The sequence below is a fragment of the Pseudomonas sp. WHRI 8519 genome, assembly GCF_040224055.2.
GTDB lineage: Bacteria > Pseudomonadota > Gammaproteobacteria > Pseudomonadales > Pseudomonadaceae > Aquipseudomonas > Aquipseudomonas putida_X.
In genome coordinates this window covers 3,787,686-3,806,384 of record NZ_CP167996.1, presented here as the reverse complement: position 1 = coordinate 3,806,384, position 18,699 = coordinate 3,787,686, and the positions used below count along the sequence as shown (strand labels likewise).

Below are 18,699 nucleotides of genomic sequence, written 5' to 3'. Positions count from 1 at the left end.
GTTCCTAGCCTGTGTTCCAGATTCCAGAGATTTGATCGCCCGCGGCGCAACGGGAGGGTTGAGTCTGTTCTGGTGGGAAGGCCAAAAAACAAAAAAACAAGGGTTCACGCATGAGCGACATCAAAAAAGTACTGGTGGTAGGCGGAGGCATTGGCGGGCTATGTGCGGCCGTTGCATTACGCCGCTGCGGCATTGCGGTAGATCTGGTTGAGATCAAGTCCGAGTGGACGGTGTACGGAGTTGGGATCATCCAGCAGAGCAACGTTGTGCGAGAGATGGCTCGGCTTGGGGTTCTGGATCGCTACCTCGATGCTGCTTATGCCTTCGAGGATGTGGGCATCTACGACCTGCAAGGTAACCCTCTCGTTCGCATTCCAGGGCAACGCCTTGCGGGTCCTCAGTATCCCGCCAACGTGGGGATTTCACGGTTGGCGCTGCATCAGGTGCTGAGTGAAACGGCTATCGAAGCAGGAACCGCTGTACGTTTGGGGACTACCGTCGACTCGTATCGTGATGACGCTACCGGCCTGAGTGTGACGTTCAGTGATGGCAGCGTTGGCCAGTACGACCTGATGGTCGGAGCTGACGGTGTCTATTCCAAAATTCGTAGCATGCTATTTGGCGAGACCTACATCCCTCGCTTTACTGGCCAAGCTGTTTGGCGATACAACTTCCCGCGGCATCCTTCCATTGACCATTTGGCGAGTTTCACAGGGCCTGGAGGGAACGCTGGGCTTGTACCTCTTGCTGACAACCTGATGTACATGTTCTCTACCTCACATGAGCCGGAGAACCCGCGTTTCGCGCATGATGTATTAGCTCAGACTATGCGGGATCGTATCGGCCAGGTAGGAGGCTTGGTGGGCGAGCTGCGAGAGCAGATCACTGACAACAGCCTGGTTGTGTACAAGCCAATGGAGGTCGTGTTCGTCAATGAGCCTTGGTTCAAGGGACGAGTGCTGCTTGTGGGCGATGCGGCTCACGCTACGACTCCGCATCTTGGGCAAGGCGCGGGCATGGCGATTGAGGATGCGCTGGTACTGGCTGAGGAGTTGGTGGGTGGCGGCTCAATTCAAGAATGCTTGCAGCGGTTCATGACCCGACGTTTTGAACGCTGTAAGTACATCAGCGAGAACTCCATCATGGCTGGGGAGCGAGAGATGGCGCGTGATCCTGATTTCGATCGGATTGGCCTCACCAAAGCGATGCTTAAGCTCACTGCCGAACCCATCTGAGTCGACAGTGCCAATCTTGCTTGGAGCGCCCACTCTCAGGGCGCTGTATAGCATCTTTCAGCCCGTGTAGGTGAGGCGAAATTGGACCGCAATGCTCGATACCTTTGTCACTCGAGTCAATTGGAAGAAGGGCTTGCGAAGGGTTTTGACCCTTGGGGTGAGGGGCGTGACACTGTCATCGCACTCAGATGGCGCGCAGAGGTGCGCGTGTACAGGAACCTTTGCCCTCACCTGGATGTTGCCATGCAGTATCGCAAAGACAGGTTCATGTCTGGTGATGGTAACCATATCGTTTGTTTCGCTCATGGTGCTTTGTTTAGACCAGACAATGGAGCGTGCGTGTTGGGACCTTGTCTTGGACAATCTCTTCAGGCCTTAGACGTAGTTCTGGATGAAGACCAGATCCTGTGGGTGATACGACCAGACTGATTTCGAGCGTTTGCTACAACCTTGTCCATATCCCGTTCCATCTTGGGCGGTAAACGTACTTTGAAGATACCGGGCTGTCCGGGTCGATTAAGACCCGGATTTTACCCTTAGTTCAACCAAGCCGGCTTGTTGATCTTGCGTCGGCCCTCGACGGCCGATTCGACGCAGTCTTTCAGGCTACCAAAAGAAACCTTCTTGCCCACCAAACCAGGCCCGTAATGCGCAAATTTTCCGGAGTTAGTCATGGCGGTACGGGTGTCGCTGGGAAACATCGATGCGTTCAGCATGCAGAGGCAGAGGTCGGTACTAACTCGAGCACCGAATCGCTCTATGGGTGCAAGGTAGCCGGCATCGCGTGCTTGTTGGTGAACGTACTGACTGGTTGTGATCAGCATGTCGCAATCAGGGCTGGCCTGCTTGCCGGTTGTGAGTTGCGCTAGCACCTCAAAATCGCCGAGGGTAAAGTGCGGGCTGCCGAGCAGGACCAGATCAAGTTCATCCTCGGTAGTGGTTGAAAGTTTTTGAAATACGGACTGCAGTTCATCTTCAGCGACATCCAGAGTGCGAACGGCCGGGACGCCTCCCAGTGCTTGTTCCAAGCTGTCAGCTTCTGGTGTGACTCCAACCATGTGGAACATCCCAACCGCGCCTGAGGTCGCCAGCGTAGAACTCAGATATTTTAGATCCTCGACACTCGGCTGCACACGGATACCCTGAATCACAGGAATATCGTTACCGGCGTGTTTGCCGATAAGATAGCCGAGAACTGCATAGAACGAGCTATCCAGATTACTCAGTGGAGGAACGTTGATGACGAAATTGCCTTTGCGGTTCTCTGGCAGGTGCAGGCCGCAGGCAGGGGCACGCCCAGTGATGGCGGCGCAGATATCCAGAAAATCACCGTGCCGGTTCGTCCGGGCGCCTAGCACACTATTAGAATAGACGATTGCATTTGACTCAGCCCAAACGATGTCATCGCCCAGTTTTGGTGTGTCTGGGAAAACATAGGGTGTGCAGGAGAAAATTGGCTTGGCGCCCATTTTTTCAAAAGCTGAAGCAAGCCGGTCAGCATAGCCGGCGAATTCTTCATCGATGTGTTGATCACGCCAACGTTGTCGATCAATGGAAATGGCATTAATGGAAGTCGGCACGCGCACTTTTGTGCCCAAGTCTGCCAACGTTTCGATGACCTTAAGGCTGGCCTGTCCGGTGTAGATGCTACCACCAACATGGACATTTGAAATATCCAGTAGGCGAGGGGCGTCTTGGATTAAGGCGATTCGTATAACGATCCGTATGGCGATCTGTGCCGCGCGGCCTTCATTGCCCGCAAGCATCGCTTTATCGCGTTCGGAGAGTTCGATTTTCCCTTCGAATTCATGCATGGAACATCACCTTACCATCCTCTTCAATGGTTGCCCTACGCGCCTTCAGCGCAGCTTCAAAGGCTGCGTCGTCCAGCTGAATCACAGGTATGCGCTTTCCGAAAAACTCCTCGAATACCACAACCCCCAGGGAAATAATTTCGTCGACTTGGTTGAGCAGTATTCCGGATGGGGCATTTCCGTTATGTAGTGCGTCCAGGAGCACGGCGCTGCCGGTGCTTGATCCTTTGCCTTTCGGTAGCGCGAATATTTTTCCACCAACGGTCTGGCCGCTGAGTGGGTGGTGCCGGTCTACGATTTCGCCGCTGGCTGGATCATAACCGCCCCAAAAACTGAGCATATTGCTCGTGGCACACAGATCTGCGGAGGCGCTACCGACAACAAGGACTTTTCCTTTTGTTGTGTGGAAAGCTGGTGGAAGAGGAGCTTCTTCATGACTCATTTCAAATCCTCATACGCGTGGCTAGGTCTTATCACGAGCAACGAGCGAGGTAGGGCAAACCGACTGAGGAAATATTCTTCCAGCCAGGTAGCATGCAAAATCAAATGCTGGCTCAATTTCAAAAGTCTGCCCTGCAGCCTTCGAACTCATTGTTTTTGTACTGCTGCATTTACGGGGTGTACTGATCGGGGTCAGTTATCCTATTCTTTGAGCGAACGCCTCTCAGTGATATAACGGAAATGACAGTTTTTGGAATGGTTTGTCGAAATATAAATCTGGCTTGGTCTAATCTGGGGGCGGTTTTTGTGGGTGGGGGCTGGTATCGAGCTGGTGCCAGATGTAGTTGTAATTCTAAACAGGTCGGCGGTGCTATGTAATAGGGCGGATATTTAGAGTGGATGTCGAGGTGGGTGCAACCAAAGGTTTTGGTCGAAAGGATTTAGGCTATTTCTTCGTGCATTCGTCCAGTGTAAATATGATAAAGGGCCTCGTCAGAGGCCCTTTATCGGTTGCACTTGAATCACTCGTCGCCGGAACGCCATTCTTTGATCTTCATATTGGTTTTTGCGCCAATAGTGAGGAATGGTTGAGGAGGTAGCTGCTTGGGCTTATCGTACCCAGAGAGGATATCGACCATCTCCGATTTCACGCCAAGTACCATATCAGCGGCCGCGATACCTGCAGCTGTGGATTTCGATGCACCAAGACCATTGCACCCGCATGCAGAAATCACGTCCGTTTCAATCTCGCCGAATGCTGGTACTCCATTCCAAGTCAGGGCCATTGGGCCGCCCCAGCGGTGTTCCATCCGCAGCCCTTTGAGGGTAGGGAAGCGGGTTTCAAACTTCGAATCGTGCACACGACCAGCACTGCTCACCTGAGACTCCCCAATGGTGAGCGTCGGGTTGTAGGAGTACCGCCAACGTACCAAGATACGATCGCCATCTCCGTCGCTGATTCGACGGATTGTCGTCCCCATCGGTAGGGCGGGGGTGGCGGCCCAAGTCCGCTGTCCTGGTAAACGGGGCGGGTCAAAACGCTCACTCAGTGACGCGTAGGTGAACACGTGAAGTAGTTTGCTTTTGAAAAAACCGAAGCTCTGGGCGTGGCCGTTGTTGGCAAGGATAATCTTTCGAGCGGTGACAACGCCCTTAGGCGTTTTGATGACCCAGGCGTTATCTTTTCTTTCGAACGACAATGCGGGCGTCTGCTCGAACACCTGCACTGGGTCGTGCAATGCATCAGCAAATCGACGAATGTAATCCGCAGGCTGGATCATGACGGTGCCAGGCATGTGCATGCCTGAGGTGTACGCCGGGCTGCCCGTTACTTCCCGAATTTCCTGGGTGTTCAAGAGACGGTATTTTTCCCCCAACCCATCAAGTTGCTTCGCGTAGGACAAGATGTGATCGTCGCCTTGAGTACCCCGGGCGACGCTGAAGCGACCGCACGGATCAAAGACATCTTTACCCCAACCGTGCTCCTCGGCCATCGCTGCGCCCAGACCAATGGCCGTGCGGTACAGCTTGATATCTCGTCGTGAGCGATCCAGCGATCCGCCGCCTAGGTCGTCAGCATTGACTTCATGAGGCAAGTCAATGATGAACCCGGAGTTCCGGCCCGATGCTCCATCTCCAACCAGCGCCGCTTCGAGCACGACTACGCGCAATGCTGGGTCAAGCAGCGAGAGTTGTCGTGCAGCGGAAAGTCCCGCGAAACCGGCACCGATCACTGCGACGTCTGCAGTGATCGTACTTTCCAATGAAGGCTTAGGTTTACGGCGGGGCAGCATCTCCACCCAACCTGAGCTTCCATAGTTTTTTGGCAATTTGGACGCAGTGTACATTTTACGTACTCCCAAACTCAGACCGCAGCAGCTTCGCGCTCAATCAGAGGAGCGAGGGCTTCACGCAGGACAACCAACTTCTCGGCGGACAGAGCAGCCAGAGGACGGCGCGGCTTGCCAGCGCCGTAACCCATGATTTCTGCACCTGCATAAACCGATTGCACGTAGTCACCTTGCCAGATCAGGGACATTACTGGCTCCAGGGCTTTCCAGAGCTCGCGAGCTTCGTCCCATTTGCGTTCGGAAGCCGCTTTAACGAAGGCAACGCAGGTTTTCGGTGCCATGTTCGCGCCGCCCCAGATCAGGCCAGCTGCACCGGCGTACAGTGCGTATGGAACCAGAGGGTCGGCACCGTTCATGGTAGGCAGACCGGTACGGATCAGCGAAGCCTGAGCAGCCAGGTCGCCGCTGCTGTCTTTCACGGTGACGAAGTTAGGGATCTTGCACAGCTCAGCCATCAGCGCCGGGGTGATCTCGACACCTACGGCGCCAGGCACGTTGTAACCGATGATTGGAAGGCCGGCAGTGCCTACGGCGGTGTAGAAGTCGATGACGCCTTGGTCGTCGGTCGGGCCTTCAAAGAACGGAGGCAGAACCATGACACCTTTGGCGCCGCACTCGGCAGCGTGACGGGTGCGCTCGATCACGTCTTCAACCAGCAGGGCCGAAGTTTGAGCAATGATGGTGGCGCGACCATCGATGACCTTGGCACCGAATGCGATGAGGTCCTTGGATTCTTGCTGAGACAGGTAAACGTGCATGCCGGTACCGGAGCTCAGGACGAAGCCCTTGATACCTGCCTCAAGGTATTTTTCGATCAGCTGTTCGAAGCGCGGGTAATCGATTTTGCCCTCTGCGTCGAATGGAGTAGTGATTGCCAGGTTGATGCCGGAGAACTGGAACTGGAACTGGGACATGGATAAAACCTCGTTGTTATGTGCTGACAATCAGCGTCTAAAGGGGGCTGAGCCTTGGCAGGTCAGTGAAACGATTTCTGCATCCGAGCATTAACGCAATCACTTACGGATGACTCTGGCTGTCCAGGGTCATTTTTCAGTCTGTGTCGCACTTGCAATGCATCAGTTAAATAGGTGGCCACCGCCTGCGTGGAGACGGTGGCCGGGGTAGTGCTGAGCTCCGTCAGAACAGCACTGGTCTTGCTCAGATCACGAAGCGTTGATCCAGATGGTCTTTAGCTCCGTGTATTGGTCATGGGCCCAGATGGACTTGTCGCGCCCACCAAAGCCAGACTCCTTGTAGCCCCCGAACGGCGTGGTCACATCACCTTCGCCGAAGCAGTTGACCGTCACCACGCCCGCGCGGATTTCCCGCGACAGACGCAGCGCATTGCGCAGGCTGCCGGTGTAAGCCGAAGCGGCCAGGCCGTAAACGGTGTCGTTGGCCAGCTCGATCGCCTCGTCGATGGTCTCGAAGCTGGTCACGCTCAGCACCGGGCCAAAGATTTCCTCGACGAACAACTTGTTGTCGCGGCCAACGTTGTCGACGATGGTCGGCTGCACGAACACGCCTTTTTCGGTTTCGCCGCCCTGAACGATGCTGAGCTTCTGCTCGGCAGCGTATTCGAGGTACGACTTCACCTTTTCGAAGTGCGACTTGCTGACCATGGCGCCCAGGCGGTTGTCCGGGTCCATCGGGTCGCCCAGTTTCCAATCCTTCAGGTGCTTGGCCATCAGGCCCAGCAGCTCGTCCTTGACGTCCTTGTGGACGATCAGGCGCGAGGACGCCGAGCAGTTCTCGCCCATGTTCCAGAACGCACCGGCGGTGACGAACTGGGCCACTTCGTCGAGGTCTTCGCAGTCATTCATGACCACGGCCGGGTTCTTGCCACCCAGCTCAAGGACGATGCGCTTGAGGTTGGACTCGGCCGCGTACTTGAGGAACAGTCGGCCGGTGTCAGTGGAACCGGTGAAGCTGACCATCGGGATGTCCATGTGGCGACCGATGGCCTCGCCTACTTCACGGCCACCGCCAGGCACCAGGTTGAACACACCCGCCGGAATACCTGCCTCATGGGCCAGCTCGGCCACGCGCAGGGCGCTGAGGGTGGTTTCCTTGGCTGGCTTGACCACGATCGAACAACCGGCGGCCAGCGACGGGGCGATCTTCCAGGCCAGCATCAGCAGCGGGAAGTTCCACGGCAGCACCAGGCCGACCACGCCGATGGCTTCACGCACCACCATGGTCACGGCCGCGTTGCCGGTCGGGGCGGTAGCGTCGTAGATCTTGTCGATCAGCTCGGCGTGCCAGCGAATGGTGTGAATGGTTTCCGGCACGTCGACGGTCTGGCACTCACTGACCGGCTTGCCGCTGTCCAGCGCTTCCAGCACCGCCAGCTCATGGGCGTTGTCTTCGAGCAGCTGGGCAAACTTCTGCAGCACGTGCTTGCGGTCGTTCGGCTGCATCTTCGACCAGGTGCCTTCTTCGAAAACACGCTTGGCGGCAGCCACGGCGACGTTCACGTCGTTCACGTCGCAGGCGGCGACTTCCGCCAGCTGCTTGCCGGTGGCCGGGTTGGTGGTGACGAAGGTGCGGCCCGAGATGGCATCGCGGAATTCACCGTCGATGAACGCCTTGGTGCGCAACTGCAGGTCGGCGGCGATGGCCGCGTATTGTTCCTTGCTCAGCAAATCAGCCATTTTCTGGCTCCTCAAGTGGTGTTGATCTATAGCTTGTTCATTACTTCAGGTTTGGTCTGGTCAACCTAGGAGCAGCCTGGCTCACGACAAAGCAGCAGCTTCTTCCAGGCTGAGCGACCGAGTTTCAGGCGCCATGGCCACCGCTACGATCAACCCAACTAGGGAAACGGCTGCAGCTGCATACATGGTTTGAGCAATACCGAGAGATGCGAGTGAGGCCGGTACTAGATACGTACCAACCGCTGCTCCGATACGCGAAAGCGAGGTTCCAACACCCATGGCCATCGTGCGAATTTCGGTTGGGAAAATCTCGTTTGGATAGACCATCTGGAGTATCTGCGCGCCGCCGATGAACAGTGCATATGCGCCGAACAGGAACAGGATCAGTATCTCTGAGCTGTTATGGAACACGCCGAGGCCAAGCAAGGCGAGGCCTGAAAGGAGGAAGCTGTAGATCATGGTGTTTCGACGGCCGAGCGAGTTGATCAGGTGGGACGCACCCATACAGCCAACGACAAATAGGAGGGTAATCGCTACAGATCCGTAGGAGGCCCAGTCGCCTTTCAGATTTAACGCTTGCAGCACTGTGGGGGCGAAGGCGTATACAGCGAATACAGGAATGACAGAGCACGTCCAGAAAACGGCGATGAAGAACATCCGCTTGCCGTACCCGGAGCTCAACAGGCTCCAGATGGTCAGTCCACTGGCTTCGGCCTGAGCGGGCATATTGGCCGTGCCGAATTCTGAGCCATAAACCTGCTTGATGATTGCGTCAGCTTCAAGGTTGCGCCCTTTGCTGATCAACCATCTTGGTGATTCTGGCGTACCGAGACGGATAACGATCAGCGCTGCACTGATGATCGCCGAGCTCGCTAAAACCCATCGCCAAGCATCATCGCCACCCACCACTAGAATGTAGTTCCCGATTGCGTAGGCCAGCGCAGCACCCACGAACCAGAGGACAGTGAGGCTAGCCAGGCGCGGGCCACGATACTTACGAGGCATAAATTCGACCAGCAGTGATGTTGCTGCTGGATACTCAATGCCGACAGCAACCCCTGTGAGGAACCGCATGACGAAAAGCATCTCCGCCGATTCCGCCCAAAATTGGCCGAGCGAACACAGCAAGAAAAGCACCGGGCCTACATAAAAAATAATCTTCCGACCTAGGCGCTCAGTCAGCCAGCCCCCTATGAACCCGCCGAAGAAGATACCTATGAGCGCTGAGGCGGCAATCATGCCCTGCCAAAAGGTTGAAAGCTGCAGTGCTGCGGTCATCTGAACCATGCATACGCCGATTATGCTTAAGACGTAGCCATCGACGAGCGACCCCCCACCCGAGCGGACGGTTAGTAGCTTGTGGAACCTGTTGAGTGGAACATCGTCGATTGAAGTCTGCGTTGTTGTCATTATTTTTTCCTGATTCATAGCTACAAGAAATCAAGGCCGAGCGAGACCGAGAAGCTGAATCCAAATTTCAGCATCTGAAGCACAGAATCGACTCTTTACTACTGACGGACTATCAGTTGGCCCGACGCCAAGTTACCTGCCGGAAGGCTCGGAAACGAAATCCTCAAAGATCATGTGTTGCGTGAATTTTCCTCTAATGTCCTATGAGCTTGGCGATGGAGCAGAAATGGCTCGGCCACCGCGCCTTGCACATCAGCCAATCAACAGACCAGCGCTACCTCGATGGGAAAGGGGGATGTGAAATCGACCATCCGCTGCCTGGAGAGCTCCAGATGAGCCCTTGCTGCCTCTCCTGCCTTGGCTGGGTCGCGCGCTTCGAGAGCATCGATAACAAGCTCATGCTGATCACAAGCCAGCTTCATGTCTTCGCCTCCATCAACCGAGGGGTGGGAATAGAAGAATTTGTTCAGGCGGGTGTGATCAATGAGGAGCCGTCGGAGGCTAGGCATCAAGTGATGATTACTGGCGATCTGGCCGATTTGCACATGGAGCTCGTTGCTCAGAAAAATCTTGCGCATGTAGTCATTTGCCGCCACCGCACGCCGCAGATCTACAAGTATGCCTCGAAGCACTTCGATCTCAGGGTTTGAGGCGCGCTTAGCCGCTAGCTGAGCCATTGCGCAGTAGATGAGGGGCGCCACCAGAAAGAAGCTATGAATTGTTTCATGGCCCATAGCGGTGACGCGAGGGGCTCGATTGGTTTCAAGCTCAACAAAACCTTCAGCAGCCATTTGTCGCAGCAGTTCTCTCACGGGCGGGCGGGACAGGCCAAATTCCTCGCAAAGCCTAAGCTCGTCAACCACCACGCCCGGCGCCAGTTCCATGCTCAGGATGCGGTAACGGAGGGCTTCTGCCAGTGCTGCTGTGCGGCTGCCTGGCTGCGAGCTTATAGGGGGATGTGAGGAGGCCTGAACTTTCATCTTCTTTGTGCTTTTGGTAGATGTTGGCTACAAACTGTGTGATCACTATGCAATCTGTCATACGCTCTGTCTACTAGGTGCATGGCACGCTACCGTGCCGTTGAGCCGGGTTTGCTGGGCTGCAGCGAGAGTGGAGGAGGTCTCAACCAATTTATGAAATATAGGACTTAATGATTCAGAATAGAGCTGGATAAATAGCGTGCTAAGCTTTACCAAAGGGCGAGAGATCCAAAATGAAGAGTTATTGGGATTAATGGAAGGTGATAAGGATGGAAAGTGCGGTAGGGTAGGGCAGTTGGTTTGACGAAATTAGTTAAGGGAAGGCGTAGGTGTAGTTGTCTCTGAGCGTATTGAGTGGGTGCGATCTTTAAATGATCTAGTTGTCGGGGTCTGCAGCGTACTACTCGCACTTCGTCAGAGGTAAAATTTTGCGTCATTGGTTTAATGTTATATTGGGGTTTTTATGGTTAGTCATTCCCAGCCAGATCAGTCACTTATCCAAATGCCATCATTGCGCGCAGTTAAGGCATTTGTAGCGGCTGCAAAATATCAGAATTTCACTCGCGCTGCTGAGTCATTATGCGTCTCGCAGGCAGCAATCAGTCGTCAGATCAGAGATCTTGAAAGCTTTCTTGGCGCCTCCCTTTTTGTGAGGATAGGAAGGACAGTGGAGCTGACTCCTGCGGGGACGCTATTCTTTGAGGCTGTGCAGCTTTCCTTTCTGAATATATTGCAGGCATCTGATCGTATTCGTCGCCAGAGCTACGGGAAACGGATGGTCACGGTCTGCTGTACGCCAGCATTTGCGGGCTTTTGGCTGGTGGAGCACCTGCCTGATTTCCTTGCGGAAAACCCCGACATAGACCTCAATTTGGTCACCACTCAGAACTTCATGTCACTGGAGCCGGGCGTCCGGCCGGATATTATAATAAATAAGCTTTCAAAGATTCGTGAGGGATATTCGAGTTATCCATTAGTCCATGATGTGATTTATCCAGTCTGTACGCCAGCGTATTTAAAAGATCACCCGGAGATAAAAAGTCTGCAAGGGCTAAGGTCTGCAGCGTTGATAAACTTAAGTCCACATGGTCGGGCTCAGGTTGCTGAGCATGTAGATTGGGGGGTATGGTTTGCTTACCATGATATGGAGCTGCAAGCGCAAGGAAACAGAGACTCGCAGTTCTTGAATGCCAACGATTACAACTTCACGATGCGGCTAGCATTGAAAAATCAGGGTGTGGCCTTAGGGTGGCATTATTTGGTGAATCCATTGATTCAGCAAGGGTTGCTGGTAAGGCCAGTCAAGGAGCAGCTGGAGCATAAAGACAGCCAACATTTTTTGACTTTTAATGAGGAGCGGAAAGGGGATGACGCATGCTGTAGATTGCGCGATTGGATCTTGGGTAGTTTTAAAGATTAAATAAATTGATCTTCGAGAAAGCCCTTGTTTGAAGGGCTTTTTTTATGCGTTTTTTTGGCTGTTAGTATGTAATCCTTGATAACCTTAGGTTATTAGAAGATCGCCTTAAATTTTTCTTACCGTTAAGTGATTATCCTCTTAATCTGGTCACACCAAGGCAGTACGGTCACAGCTGGCTCACTCAGCTAGCTCCGGACGAGCCCAGTAGTCTAAGAACAACAAGAGTATTGACTATGTCTGTGTGTACCTCCCTGAGGTTACCTTTGGCTGTACCTCTTTCTTCTGCCGATCATCCGTGCCTGGCGGGTAGCTTGACTAGAGTCATGCCGCCGATCCCAGCACCTAGGTAGGAGACTCCAACATGCGGTCGCCTCTGCTCAATCCGACCACTCGCGTCCGCCTCCGATGCTTGCGAATCGGCGCTCTTCGCGATCTTCACGACGCGCGCTTTCGTTCAACAGAGTGCGCATATCGCCATCCCTCTACACTTGCCAAGCAGAGGCTCGCCTCATCTCGGGAGACTTATAAGGGCCTTGCAGTGTTCCGAGGCCAACTGTGTTCACCATCCGGCTCGTGTGGCTCGGGCGGGATACGTCGAATGCCTCCTTCCCACCCTTAAGGGAGGATCAAAACAAGAAGCTCCACTGGCTGCATCGCCCACTGGCCATGCAAGCAAAGCACTCAAACTGCCGACATCGGATGGCGTCAGTCATCCAGCGATCCAACAATAATAGGAACAGAGGAATGCAGATGAAAAAGGTAATCGTTTCTACAGGGCTTGCGGTCAGCATGCTTTCTGCTGCTTCCATGCTCAGCGCAGCTGAGTGCGGGAGAGTCACTATCGCTAGCATGAACTGGCAGAGTGCTGAGGTGCTATCCAACATCGATAAAATGATCCTGGAGAAAGGCTTTGGCTGCGAGGCAGAAATCACCATCGGTGACACTGTGCCGACCATCACGTCGATGGTGGAGAAGGGGCAACCTGATGTGGCTCCCGAGGCTTGGATCGATCTTCTCCCGGCAATCGTCAAAACAGGCCTGGATACTGGGAAGCTGGTCGCTACACCTAAGCTGTTGGCTGACGGTGGCGTAAACGGTTGGTGGATACCCAAATATTTTGCGGACGCCCATCCTGAAATTAAAACCATTGCAGATGTCTTCAAGCACCCTGAGCTGTTCCCTAGCCCTGAAGATTCCAGCAAAGGAGCGCTGTACAACGGCCCTCAGGGTTGGGGCTGGACAGGCATCACTTCTCAGTTGTTCAAAGCTTTCAAGGGAGAGCAGTCCAACTTCGTACTCGTAGATACCGGCTCTGCAGCCGGGCTCGACGGCTCGCTCGCCAAGGCCTATGAGCGTAAGAAACCATGGGTTGGTTACTACTGGTCACCGACAGCACTTCTGGGGAAATACCCGATGGTGCAATTGGAACCAGGTGTTCCATACGACGAAGCTGAATGGAAGCGCTGCATCACCGTCGCAAGCTGCCCGGATCCTAAGCCGACTGGATGGCCTGTGGATCGAGTGGTCTCGCTGGTAGCCAAACCATTCGCAACCAAGACTGATCCTGCGGTGATGGAGTATTTCAACAAGCGTGTCTGGGCGAATCAGGACATCAACCAGCTGATGGCTTGGATGACAGACAACCAAGCGACGGGCGAACAGGCCGCGAAGCACTTCCTCAAAAACAACGACTCGGTCTGGAAGGCCTGGGTCTCCCCTGACGCTGCGAAAAAGATCCAGCAAAGCCTGTGAATGAATTGCCGGTAGCTGAATAACGCTTGTTTGCATCAGTTTTCGAGGTTTGTTTTATGGACTGGTTTTATAAGTTTCCGCATATGGAAGACGAGTCGCTGCTGGGTCTGAAGAAGGCGATCGACGAAGGGTTCCGCAGCTTCACCCGTACCCATGGCGATACCATCGATGCCTTATTCGATCCTTTGCAGCAATTCCTACTTTTTGCTGAACGTCTGCTGACACAGACGCCCTGGCCGATTGTGATACTGGTGGTGCTTGCAATTGCTTGGTTCTCCAGCCGAAGCCTGAAAGTCGTCGGTAGCTGTCTCGCCGTCCTGTTGGCGATTGGTTATTTCGACATGTGGGAAGACACCATGCGAACCGTGGCGATGATATTCGTTAGCACCTTGCTCGCGATTGCCATAGGTATTCCGGTGGGCATCCTAATGTCCCGCTCCGACCGGTTCCAACGCTTCATTAATCCATTTCTGGATGTCATGCAGACGATGCCTAGCTTCGTGTACCTGATCCCAGTAGTGATGCTCTTGGGGATCGGACGTGTACCTGGTCTGATTGCGGTCGTAATCTACGCACTACCGCCCATGATCCGCCTAACCAATCTCGGGATTCGACTCGTTGATAAGGACATAATTGAAGCGGCTGATGCTTTCGGTTCTTCGGCCTGGCAGCGATTGGTAAAGGTTCAACTACCGTTGGCGCTACCCACCATCATGGCTGGCGTCAACCAGACCATCATGATGGCGTTGGCCATGGTTGTCGTTGCGTCGATGATCGGGGTTCAAGGTTTGGGTCAACCGGTTCTTAAGGCCATTGCCAACCAATACTTCACGCTTGGTCTCTTCAACGGCTTTGCAATCGTGGGCATTGCTATCATTTTCGACCGCGTTAGTCAGGCCTATGGCAAACGTCTTCAGCGTCATCAGGAGGTGGCTCATGGCTGATAAACTGGCGGGGGGGATTCAGATCCGTAACCTCTATAAGATTTTTGGCCCCAATGCGCGTGACTACGTTGATTCGGTAAAGGCCGGGCTCAGCAAAACCCAGCTCCTTGAAAATCATGGTCATGTGCTAGGACTGCGGGATATCAACTTGGATATACCTGCTGGCTCTATCCAGGTCATCATGGGGTTGTCGGGCTCTGGCAAGTCCACATTGATCCGCCACATAAATCGACTTATCGATCCTACTGCTGGCGAGGTGTTGGTTGATGGCGTAGATGTCGTCAAAATGGATCAGTCAAAGCTTCGCGAGTTTCGGCGAGCGCAGACGGCGATGGTATTCCAAAAATTCGCGCTCCTTCCTCATCGCAACGTTCTGGAAAACGTGCTTTATGGCTTGGAAATCCGAGGGCGCTCGCGAACCGAAAGCGTCAATATCGCCATGCGCTGGATTGAGCGCGTAGGCCTCAAAGGTTTCGAAAAGCGTTATCCAAACCAGCTTTCAGGCGGTATGCAGCAGCGTGTCGGCCTAGCACGTGCACTCACCATGGATGCTCCGGTGCTGTTGATGGACGAAGCCTACTCTGCACTGGATCCGCTGATCCGAATGGACATGCAGAGCGTGCTCCTTGACCTGCAGAAGGAAATCCGCAAGACCATAGTCTTCATTACCCATGACTTGGACGAAGCACTGCGTCTGGGCGACCAGATTGCGATCTTGCGGGATGGTTGCATGATTCAGCAGGGAACTAGACAAGACATTGTGTTGCGCCCTGCAGATGAATACGTGGAGAATTTCGTTCGTCAAGTGAACCGTGGCAAGGTAGTCAGCGTAGAGTCGGTTATGAAGCCCGTGAAGCCATCAGTTCAGTTGTCTGAACGGATGATCAAAGCTGAGATGACGATTGAAGAGGCTATCCAGTTGGTCGGTAGTGCGCCCGACGTGGACTTCACTGTAGTCAATGCAGCCGGACAGCCAGTCGGATACACCAACCTGGGCCAATTAGCTGGAGCCTTAGTAAATAGCCACCCTTCCAAGCCCGACTCTGCCTTCCCAGCCCCTCCTGTGAGATCAATCGCCGACGCTAGGCACTTGAAGTAGACTTATTGAGCTTTTGAAGCGCTACCGCAGGCATGGACGCCATCGCGTCGGAAGTCAATGGTCATCGGTCATCGTGTGCAGAATGGATGCCTGCTTGATGTCCGTATCGATTTTGCTGCATTGCCCTGAGCGGTTTGAGCTGTTGAGAGGAGGCGGTGAGCCCGTTCGATCCGAGGCTTTGGCTCGTAAAGATGTGTGGCATTTAGCCGCCCTGTACAGGTTGCGCCGCTAAGCGTCCGTTTCAGACATGCGAAACGGATATTGGCCCTGTATCATCCGCGCCCTTTTTGACGGGGATTTGTGATGATTAGCGGTAAGCGCGGTGCCACGTTATGCGGTTTGGTGGCCATCGCAATGTGGAGCATGTCGATCGCCTTGATCAGAAGTATAACGTCCACATTGGGCCCAGCCGGTGGAGCTGCGTTGATCTACACGCTAGGTACGCTGCTATTACTTGTGCTCCTCGGGAAACCTCGGTTGAGAACGTCCTCTTGGTTGTACCTCATAACAGGCGGGGCGCTGTTTGTTACCTACGATGTCAGTATGTCATTAGCTCTGGGCTACGCCCACTCTGACACACAGGCCGTCGAGGTCAGTGTCGTCAACTATCTCTGGCCCTGCCTCACTGTCATACTCTCCATATGGATTAACGGGCAGCGAGCACGGTGGATGGTTGTACCTGGCTCAGCCCTGGCGGTCTTCGGGATTCTATGGGTCGTAGCGGGTGAAGGACTATCCTTTGAACGTTTGGTGGTCAGCGTCAGCTCTAACCCTGTCGCATTTGGTCTTGCGTTTGTTTGTGCCCTGAGCTTTTCCGTTTACTGCAACATCACCCGGCGTTTCGCTGGGGCAGGCAATCAGATCGTCTTCTTCTTTATTCTTTCAAGCTGTGCGCTCTGGACAAAGTATCTATTAAGTGATGAAACACTTCCAGGCTTCACCCTTATCAGCAGCTTGGAGCTGGGAATGGCTGCCCTTGCAGTGGCAGGAGGATACGCATTGTGGAATATCGGGCTTATGCGCGGGAATTTAACCCTCCTAGCGACAGCATCGTATTTTGCCCCAGTTTTGTCTTCCGGGTTCGCAGCGGTTTGGCTAGGAGCTGTGCTCAGCGCTCAATTCTGGCAAGGTGCGCTGTTCGTCACCGGGGGGTCTTTACTCTGCTGGCATGCAACACGCCAGTTGTCACCTTTAACGAATACCCATCAGAATAAGGTGTAGCGTCTGGTTTGGCCCTCAAAGGGGGAGTTATGTTCGTACGGTGGCGCCTACGAGACCCTGAGGTACCATTTTTGGGCTCAAAATATAAAAGCCATATATGGCCATCGGAGATACATTATGTCCAGTCTCCGATGGAAATCGACAGAGTGAGACCCACTGGCAGTCGTCATGCCGGCATCCAGCAGATAGACTATCATTTGCTTTTACTTGCGGTGCCGATGGAGTTCAATTTTGTTCGAGTTTCATGAGCGACTGATTCTTGACCTGCAGTTTATGTGCTCGTGACCAAGGATAGTTGTTGACGTGGCTGCTAATGTGAGGCTCCATAATCTAAATTATAAAAACAAGAATCAACGACAATTGGCGAAGCGCTTAAAGCTTCTCCTTTCTCATGGGAAGGTGACAGATGCGGTTCATTAGTTCCGAGCAAATTCAGGCAGTGTTGGACTGGGATGGGGTGATAGACGCCCTGCATCAGGCGCACCTTGGAAATCGACCTGTCGGCGACAGTTATTTCATCGGGGACTCTGTATACGGACTATTTAACCGTGGAGTAGTTCTACCTGGGAGAGGTGCAGGAGTGAAGGTCGCGTCAATCCACCCTGAAAACGCTTCGGCTTCTCCTCCCCGGCCAACGGAGAGCGCCGTTTTCCTAGTTGTTGACGAAGATACTAAGGCAGTGGTTGCCATTTTAGATGGCCCATCCATAACTACATGTAAAACCGCCGCCGACTCCGCTTTAGCAGCAAAATATCTGAGTCGGGAAGACAGCGAGGTGTTACTCGTTTTAGGGGCAGGCCCGATAGCGAGAGCCCTCACCGATGCCTATTTATATATCCGCCCGTCCATTCGCCAAGTGATTCTGTGGAATCGAACTCCTTCTAAGCTCGAATCTGCGGTCAACGAGCTGATCCGGCGCGGCGTCTCCGTTTGTATTGCTGATGATTTAGATTTGGCAGTGGCACAAGCCGATATCATAAGCAGCGCTACAAGTTCTACTTCGCCAATAATTCGTGGCAGGTCTGTGCGCCCAGGAACTCATGTTGATTTGGTAGGAGGATTTAGACCGGACATGCAGGAGGCTGATATTTTGTTAATTAGTAAATCTAAAGTGTTTGTTGATGATCGTCAGTCTGCTGCTATTGTCGGCGACATTGTCCGCCCAGTAGAGTCTGGGGGGCTTCTGGAGGTGGATATTCAAGGTGATCTCTTCGACTTGTGTCAGAATCAGAGTCTGGCACGGAAGAGTAACGAAATTACTGTCTTCAAGAATGCGGGTGGTGCACATTTAGACTTGATTGTGAGTCAGTATGTGATCTCGAAGTTATAATGTAGAGTGTCGGTAGCCAGCTCGTTCTGGCGATGTTTCTAGTTCATGGTTGTGCTTTAGACCTACCATTGCATATGGCGGGTCTTCATTTTTAGTAAGGTAGCCGGTGCATCTCTCGCACTGCCTTTCTAATCGTTTCGCTGAGTCGCCATTTATTCAGGTCTTCCGTCCAGAAAAATCTTGAGTTCCGCAAAAAAATCTATGAGCAGTTACCTGCGCCGGTAGAGAAAAGCCTGGGTTAGATGTTAGACGCCCTGGGCTTATGCACGGTAATTTTACGCTAACGCATCGTATTTTGTTCTCCCCAACGTTCGGCGCGGTATGGTTAGGGGCCATGCTCAGCGCTCAATACTGGCAAGGTGCAATGTTGGTCACTGTCGGATGTCTCCTTTGCTGGTATGCAATACGGAAAGTTCGACTTTCAATGAGCCTGCTCTAATCGGAGCATATGAATGGGCATGATCCGTAAGCGTATTTGATCCACAGAGCCGATATCCAGCGAATAGTTCTGTTGGGGGGCGGAGTACGTCCGTATCGGATCTGCAATCC

At 53.6% G+C, this 18,699-nt stretch carries 15 protein-coding genes; 8 read left to right on the top strand and 7 right to left on the bottom strand.

Annotated features, from left to right (window positions below; translation table 11 throughout):
* Positions 1-110: 110 nt before the first annotated feature.
* Both ABRP30_RS17470 and ABRP30_RS17465 read left to right on the top strand, forming a co-directional pair.
* A complete protein-coding gene (locus ABRP30_RS17470) occupies positions 111-1,235 on the top strand; it encodes an FAD-dependent oxidoreductase (protein ID WP_349974970.1) in 1,125 nt (374 codons plus the stop codon).
* 81 nt (positions 1,236-1,316) lie between these two features.
* Positions 1,317-1,664: a Rieske (2Fe-2S) protein gene (locus ABRP30_RS17465; protein ID WP_349974969.1), complete on the top strand. Its 348-nt coding sequence runs from the start codon at positions 1,317-1,319 to the stop codon at positions 1,662-1,664.
* 107 nt (positions 1,665-1,771) lie between these two features.
* On the opposite strand, the gene ABRP30_RS17460 is transcribed toward ABRP30_RS17465, so the two are convergent.
* The 7 genes from ABRP30_RS17460 to ABRP30_RS17430 form a co-directional block, all read right to left on the bottom strand.
* Positions 1,772-3,049: an aconitase X catalytic domain-containing protein gene (locus ABRP30_RS17460; RefSeq protein ID WP_349974968.1), complete on the bottom strand. Its 1,278-nt coding sequence runs from the start codon at positions 3,047-3,049 to the stop codon at positions 1,772-1,774.
* Positions 3,042-3,491: an aconitase X swivel domain-containing protein gene (locus ABRP30_RS17455; RefSeq protein WP_349974967.1), complete on the bottom strand. Its 450-nt coding sequence runs from the start codon at positions 3,489-3,491 to the stop codon at positions 3,042-3,044. The genes ABRP30_RS17460 and ABRP30_RS17455 overlap by 8 nt, the downstream gene beginning before the upstream one ends.
* A 520-nt stretch (positions 3,492-4,011) precedes the next feature.
* On the bottom strand, positions 4,012-5,337 hold the full coding sequence (locus tag ABRP30_RS17450; RefSeq protein ID WP_349974966.1) for an FAD-binding oxidoreductase: 1,326 nt from the start codon (positions 5,335-5,337) through the stop codon (positions 4,012-4,014).
* 17 nt (positions 5,338-5,354) lie between these two features.
* Positions 5,355-6,254 (bottom strand): dihydrodipicolinate synthase family protein, encoded by a 900-nt coding sequence (locus ABRP30_RS17445; RefSeq protein ID WP_349974965.1) that lies wholly within the window; start codon positions 6,252-6,254, stop codon positions 5,355-5,357.
* Positions 6,255-6,503: 249 nt separating this feature from the next.
* Positions 6,504-7,994, bottom strand: a complete 1,491-nt coding sequence (locus tag ABRP30_RS17440) for an aldehyde dehydrogenase (protein WP_349974964.1) — start codon at positions 7,992-7,994, stop codon at positions 6,504-6,506.
* 81 nt (positions 7,995-8,075) lie between these two features.
* Positions 8,076-9,404: an MFS transporter gene (locus tag ABRP30_RS17435; RefSeq protein ID WP_349974963.1), complete on the bottom strand. Its 1,329-nt coding sequence runs from the start codon at positions 9,402-9,404 to the stop codon at positions 8,076-8,078.
* 260 nt (positions 9,405-9,664) lie between these two features.
* A complete protein-coding gene (locus ABRP30_RS17430) occupies positions 9,665-10,384 on the bottom strand; it encodes a GntR family transcriptional regulator (RefSeq protein ID WP_349974962.1) in 720 nt (239 codons plus the stop codon).
* 463 nt (positions 10,385-10,847) lie between these two features.
* On the opposite strand from ABRP30_RS17430, the gene ABRP30_RS17425 reads away from it, so the two are divergent.
* The 6 genes from ABRP30_RS17425 (at position 10,848) to ABRP30_RS17400 (ending at position 18,150) form a co-directional block, all read left to right on the top strand.
* Positions 10,848-11,804: a LysR family transcriptional regulator gene (locus ABRP30_RS17425; protein WP_349974961.1), complete on the top strand. Its 957-nt coding sequence runs from the start codon at positions 10,848-10,850 to the stop codon at positions 11,802-11,804.
* Positions 11,805-12,554: 750 nt separating this feature from the next.
* Positions 12,555-13,556, top strand: coding sequence for an ABC transporter substrate-binding protein (locus ABRP30_RS17420; protein ID WP_349974960.1), 1,002 nt, complete (start codon positions 12,555-12,557; stop codon positions 13,554-13,556).
* Positions 13,557-13,612: 56 nt separating this feature from the next.
* Complete coding sequence (locus ABRP30_RS17415; RefSeq protein ID WP_349974959.1) at positions 13,613-14,500, top strand: proline/glycine betaine ABC transporter permease; 888 nt, start codon at positions 13,613-13,615, stop codon at positions 14,498-14,500.
* The gene (locus ABRP30_RS17410) at positions 14,493-15,599 is read left to right on the top strand and encodes a glycine betaine/L-proline ABC transporter ATP-binding protein (RefSeq protein ID WP_349974958.1); all 1,107 of its coding nucleotides are present in this window, start codon (positions 14,493-14,495) and stop codon (positions 15,597-15,599) included. The genes ABRP30_RS17415 and ABRP30_RS17410 overlap by 8 nt, the downstream gene beginning before the upstream one ends.
* A 303-nt stretch (positions 15,600-15,902) precedes the next feature.
* Positions 15,903-16,820 (top strand): aromatic amino acid DMT transporter YddG, encoded by a 918-nt coding sequence (gene yddG, locus ABRP30_RS17405; RefSeq protein WP_349974957.1) that lies wholly within the window; start codon positions 15,903-15,905, stop codon positions 16,818-16,820.
* A gap of 580 nt (positions 16,821-17,400) precedes the next feature.
* Positions 17,401-18,150: an ornithine cyclodeaminase gene (locus tag ABRP30_RS17400; RefSeq protein ID WP_349974956.1), complete on the top strand. Its 750-nt coding sequence runs from the start codon at positions 17,401-17,403 to the stop codon at positions 18,148-18,150.
* Positions 18,151-18,699 lie beyond the last annotated feature (549 nt).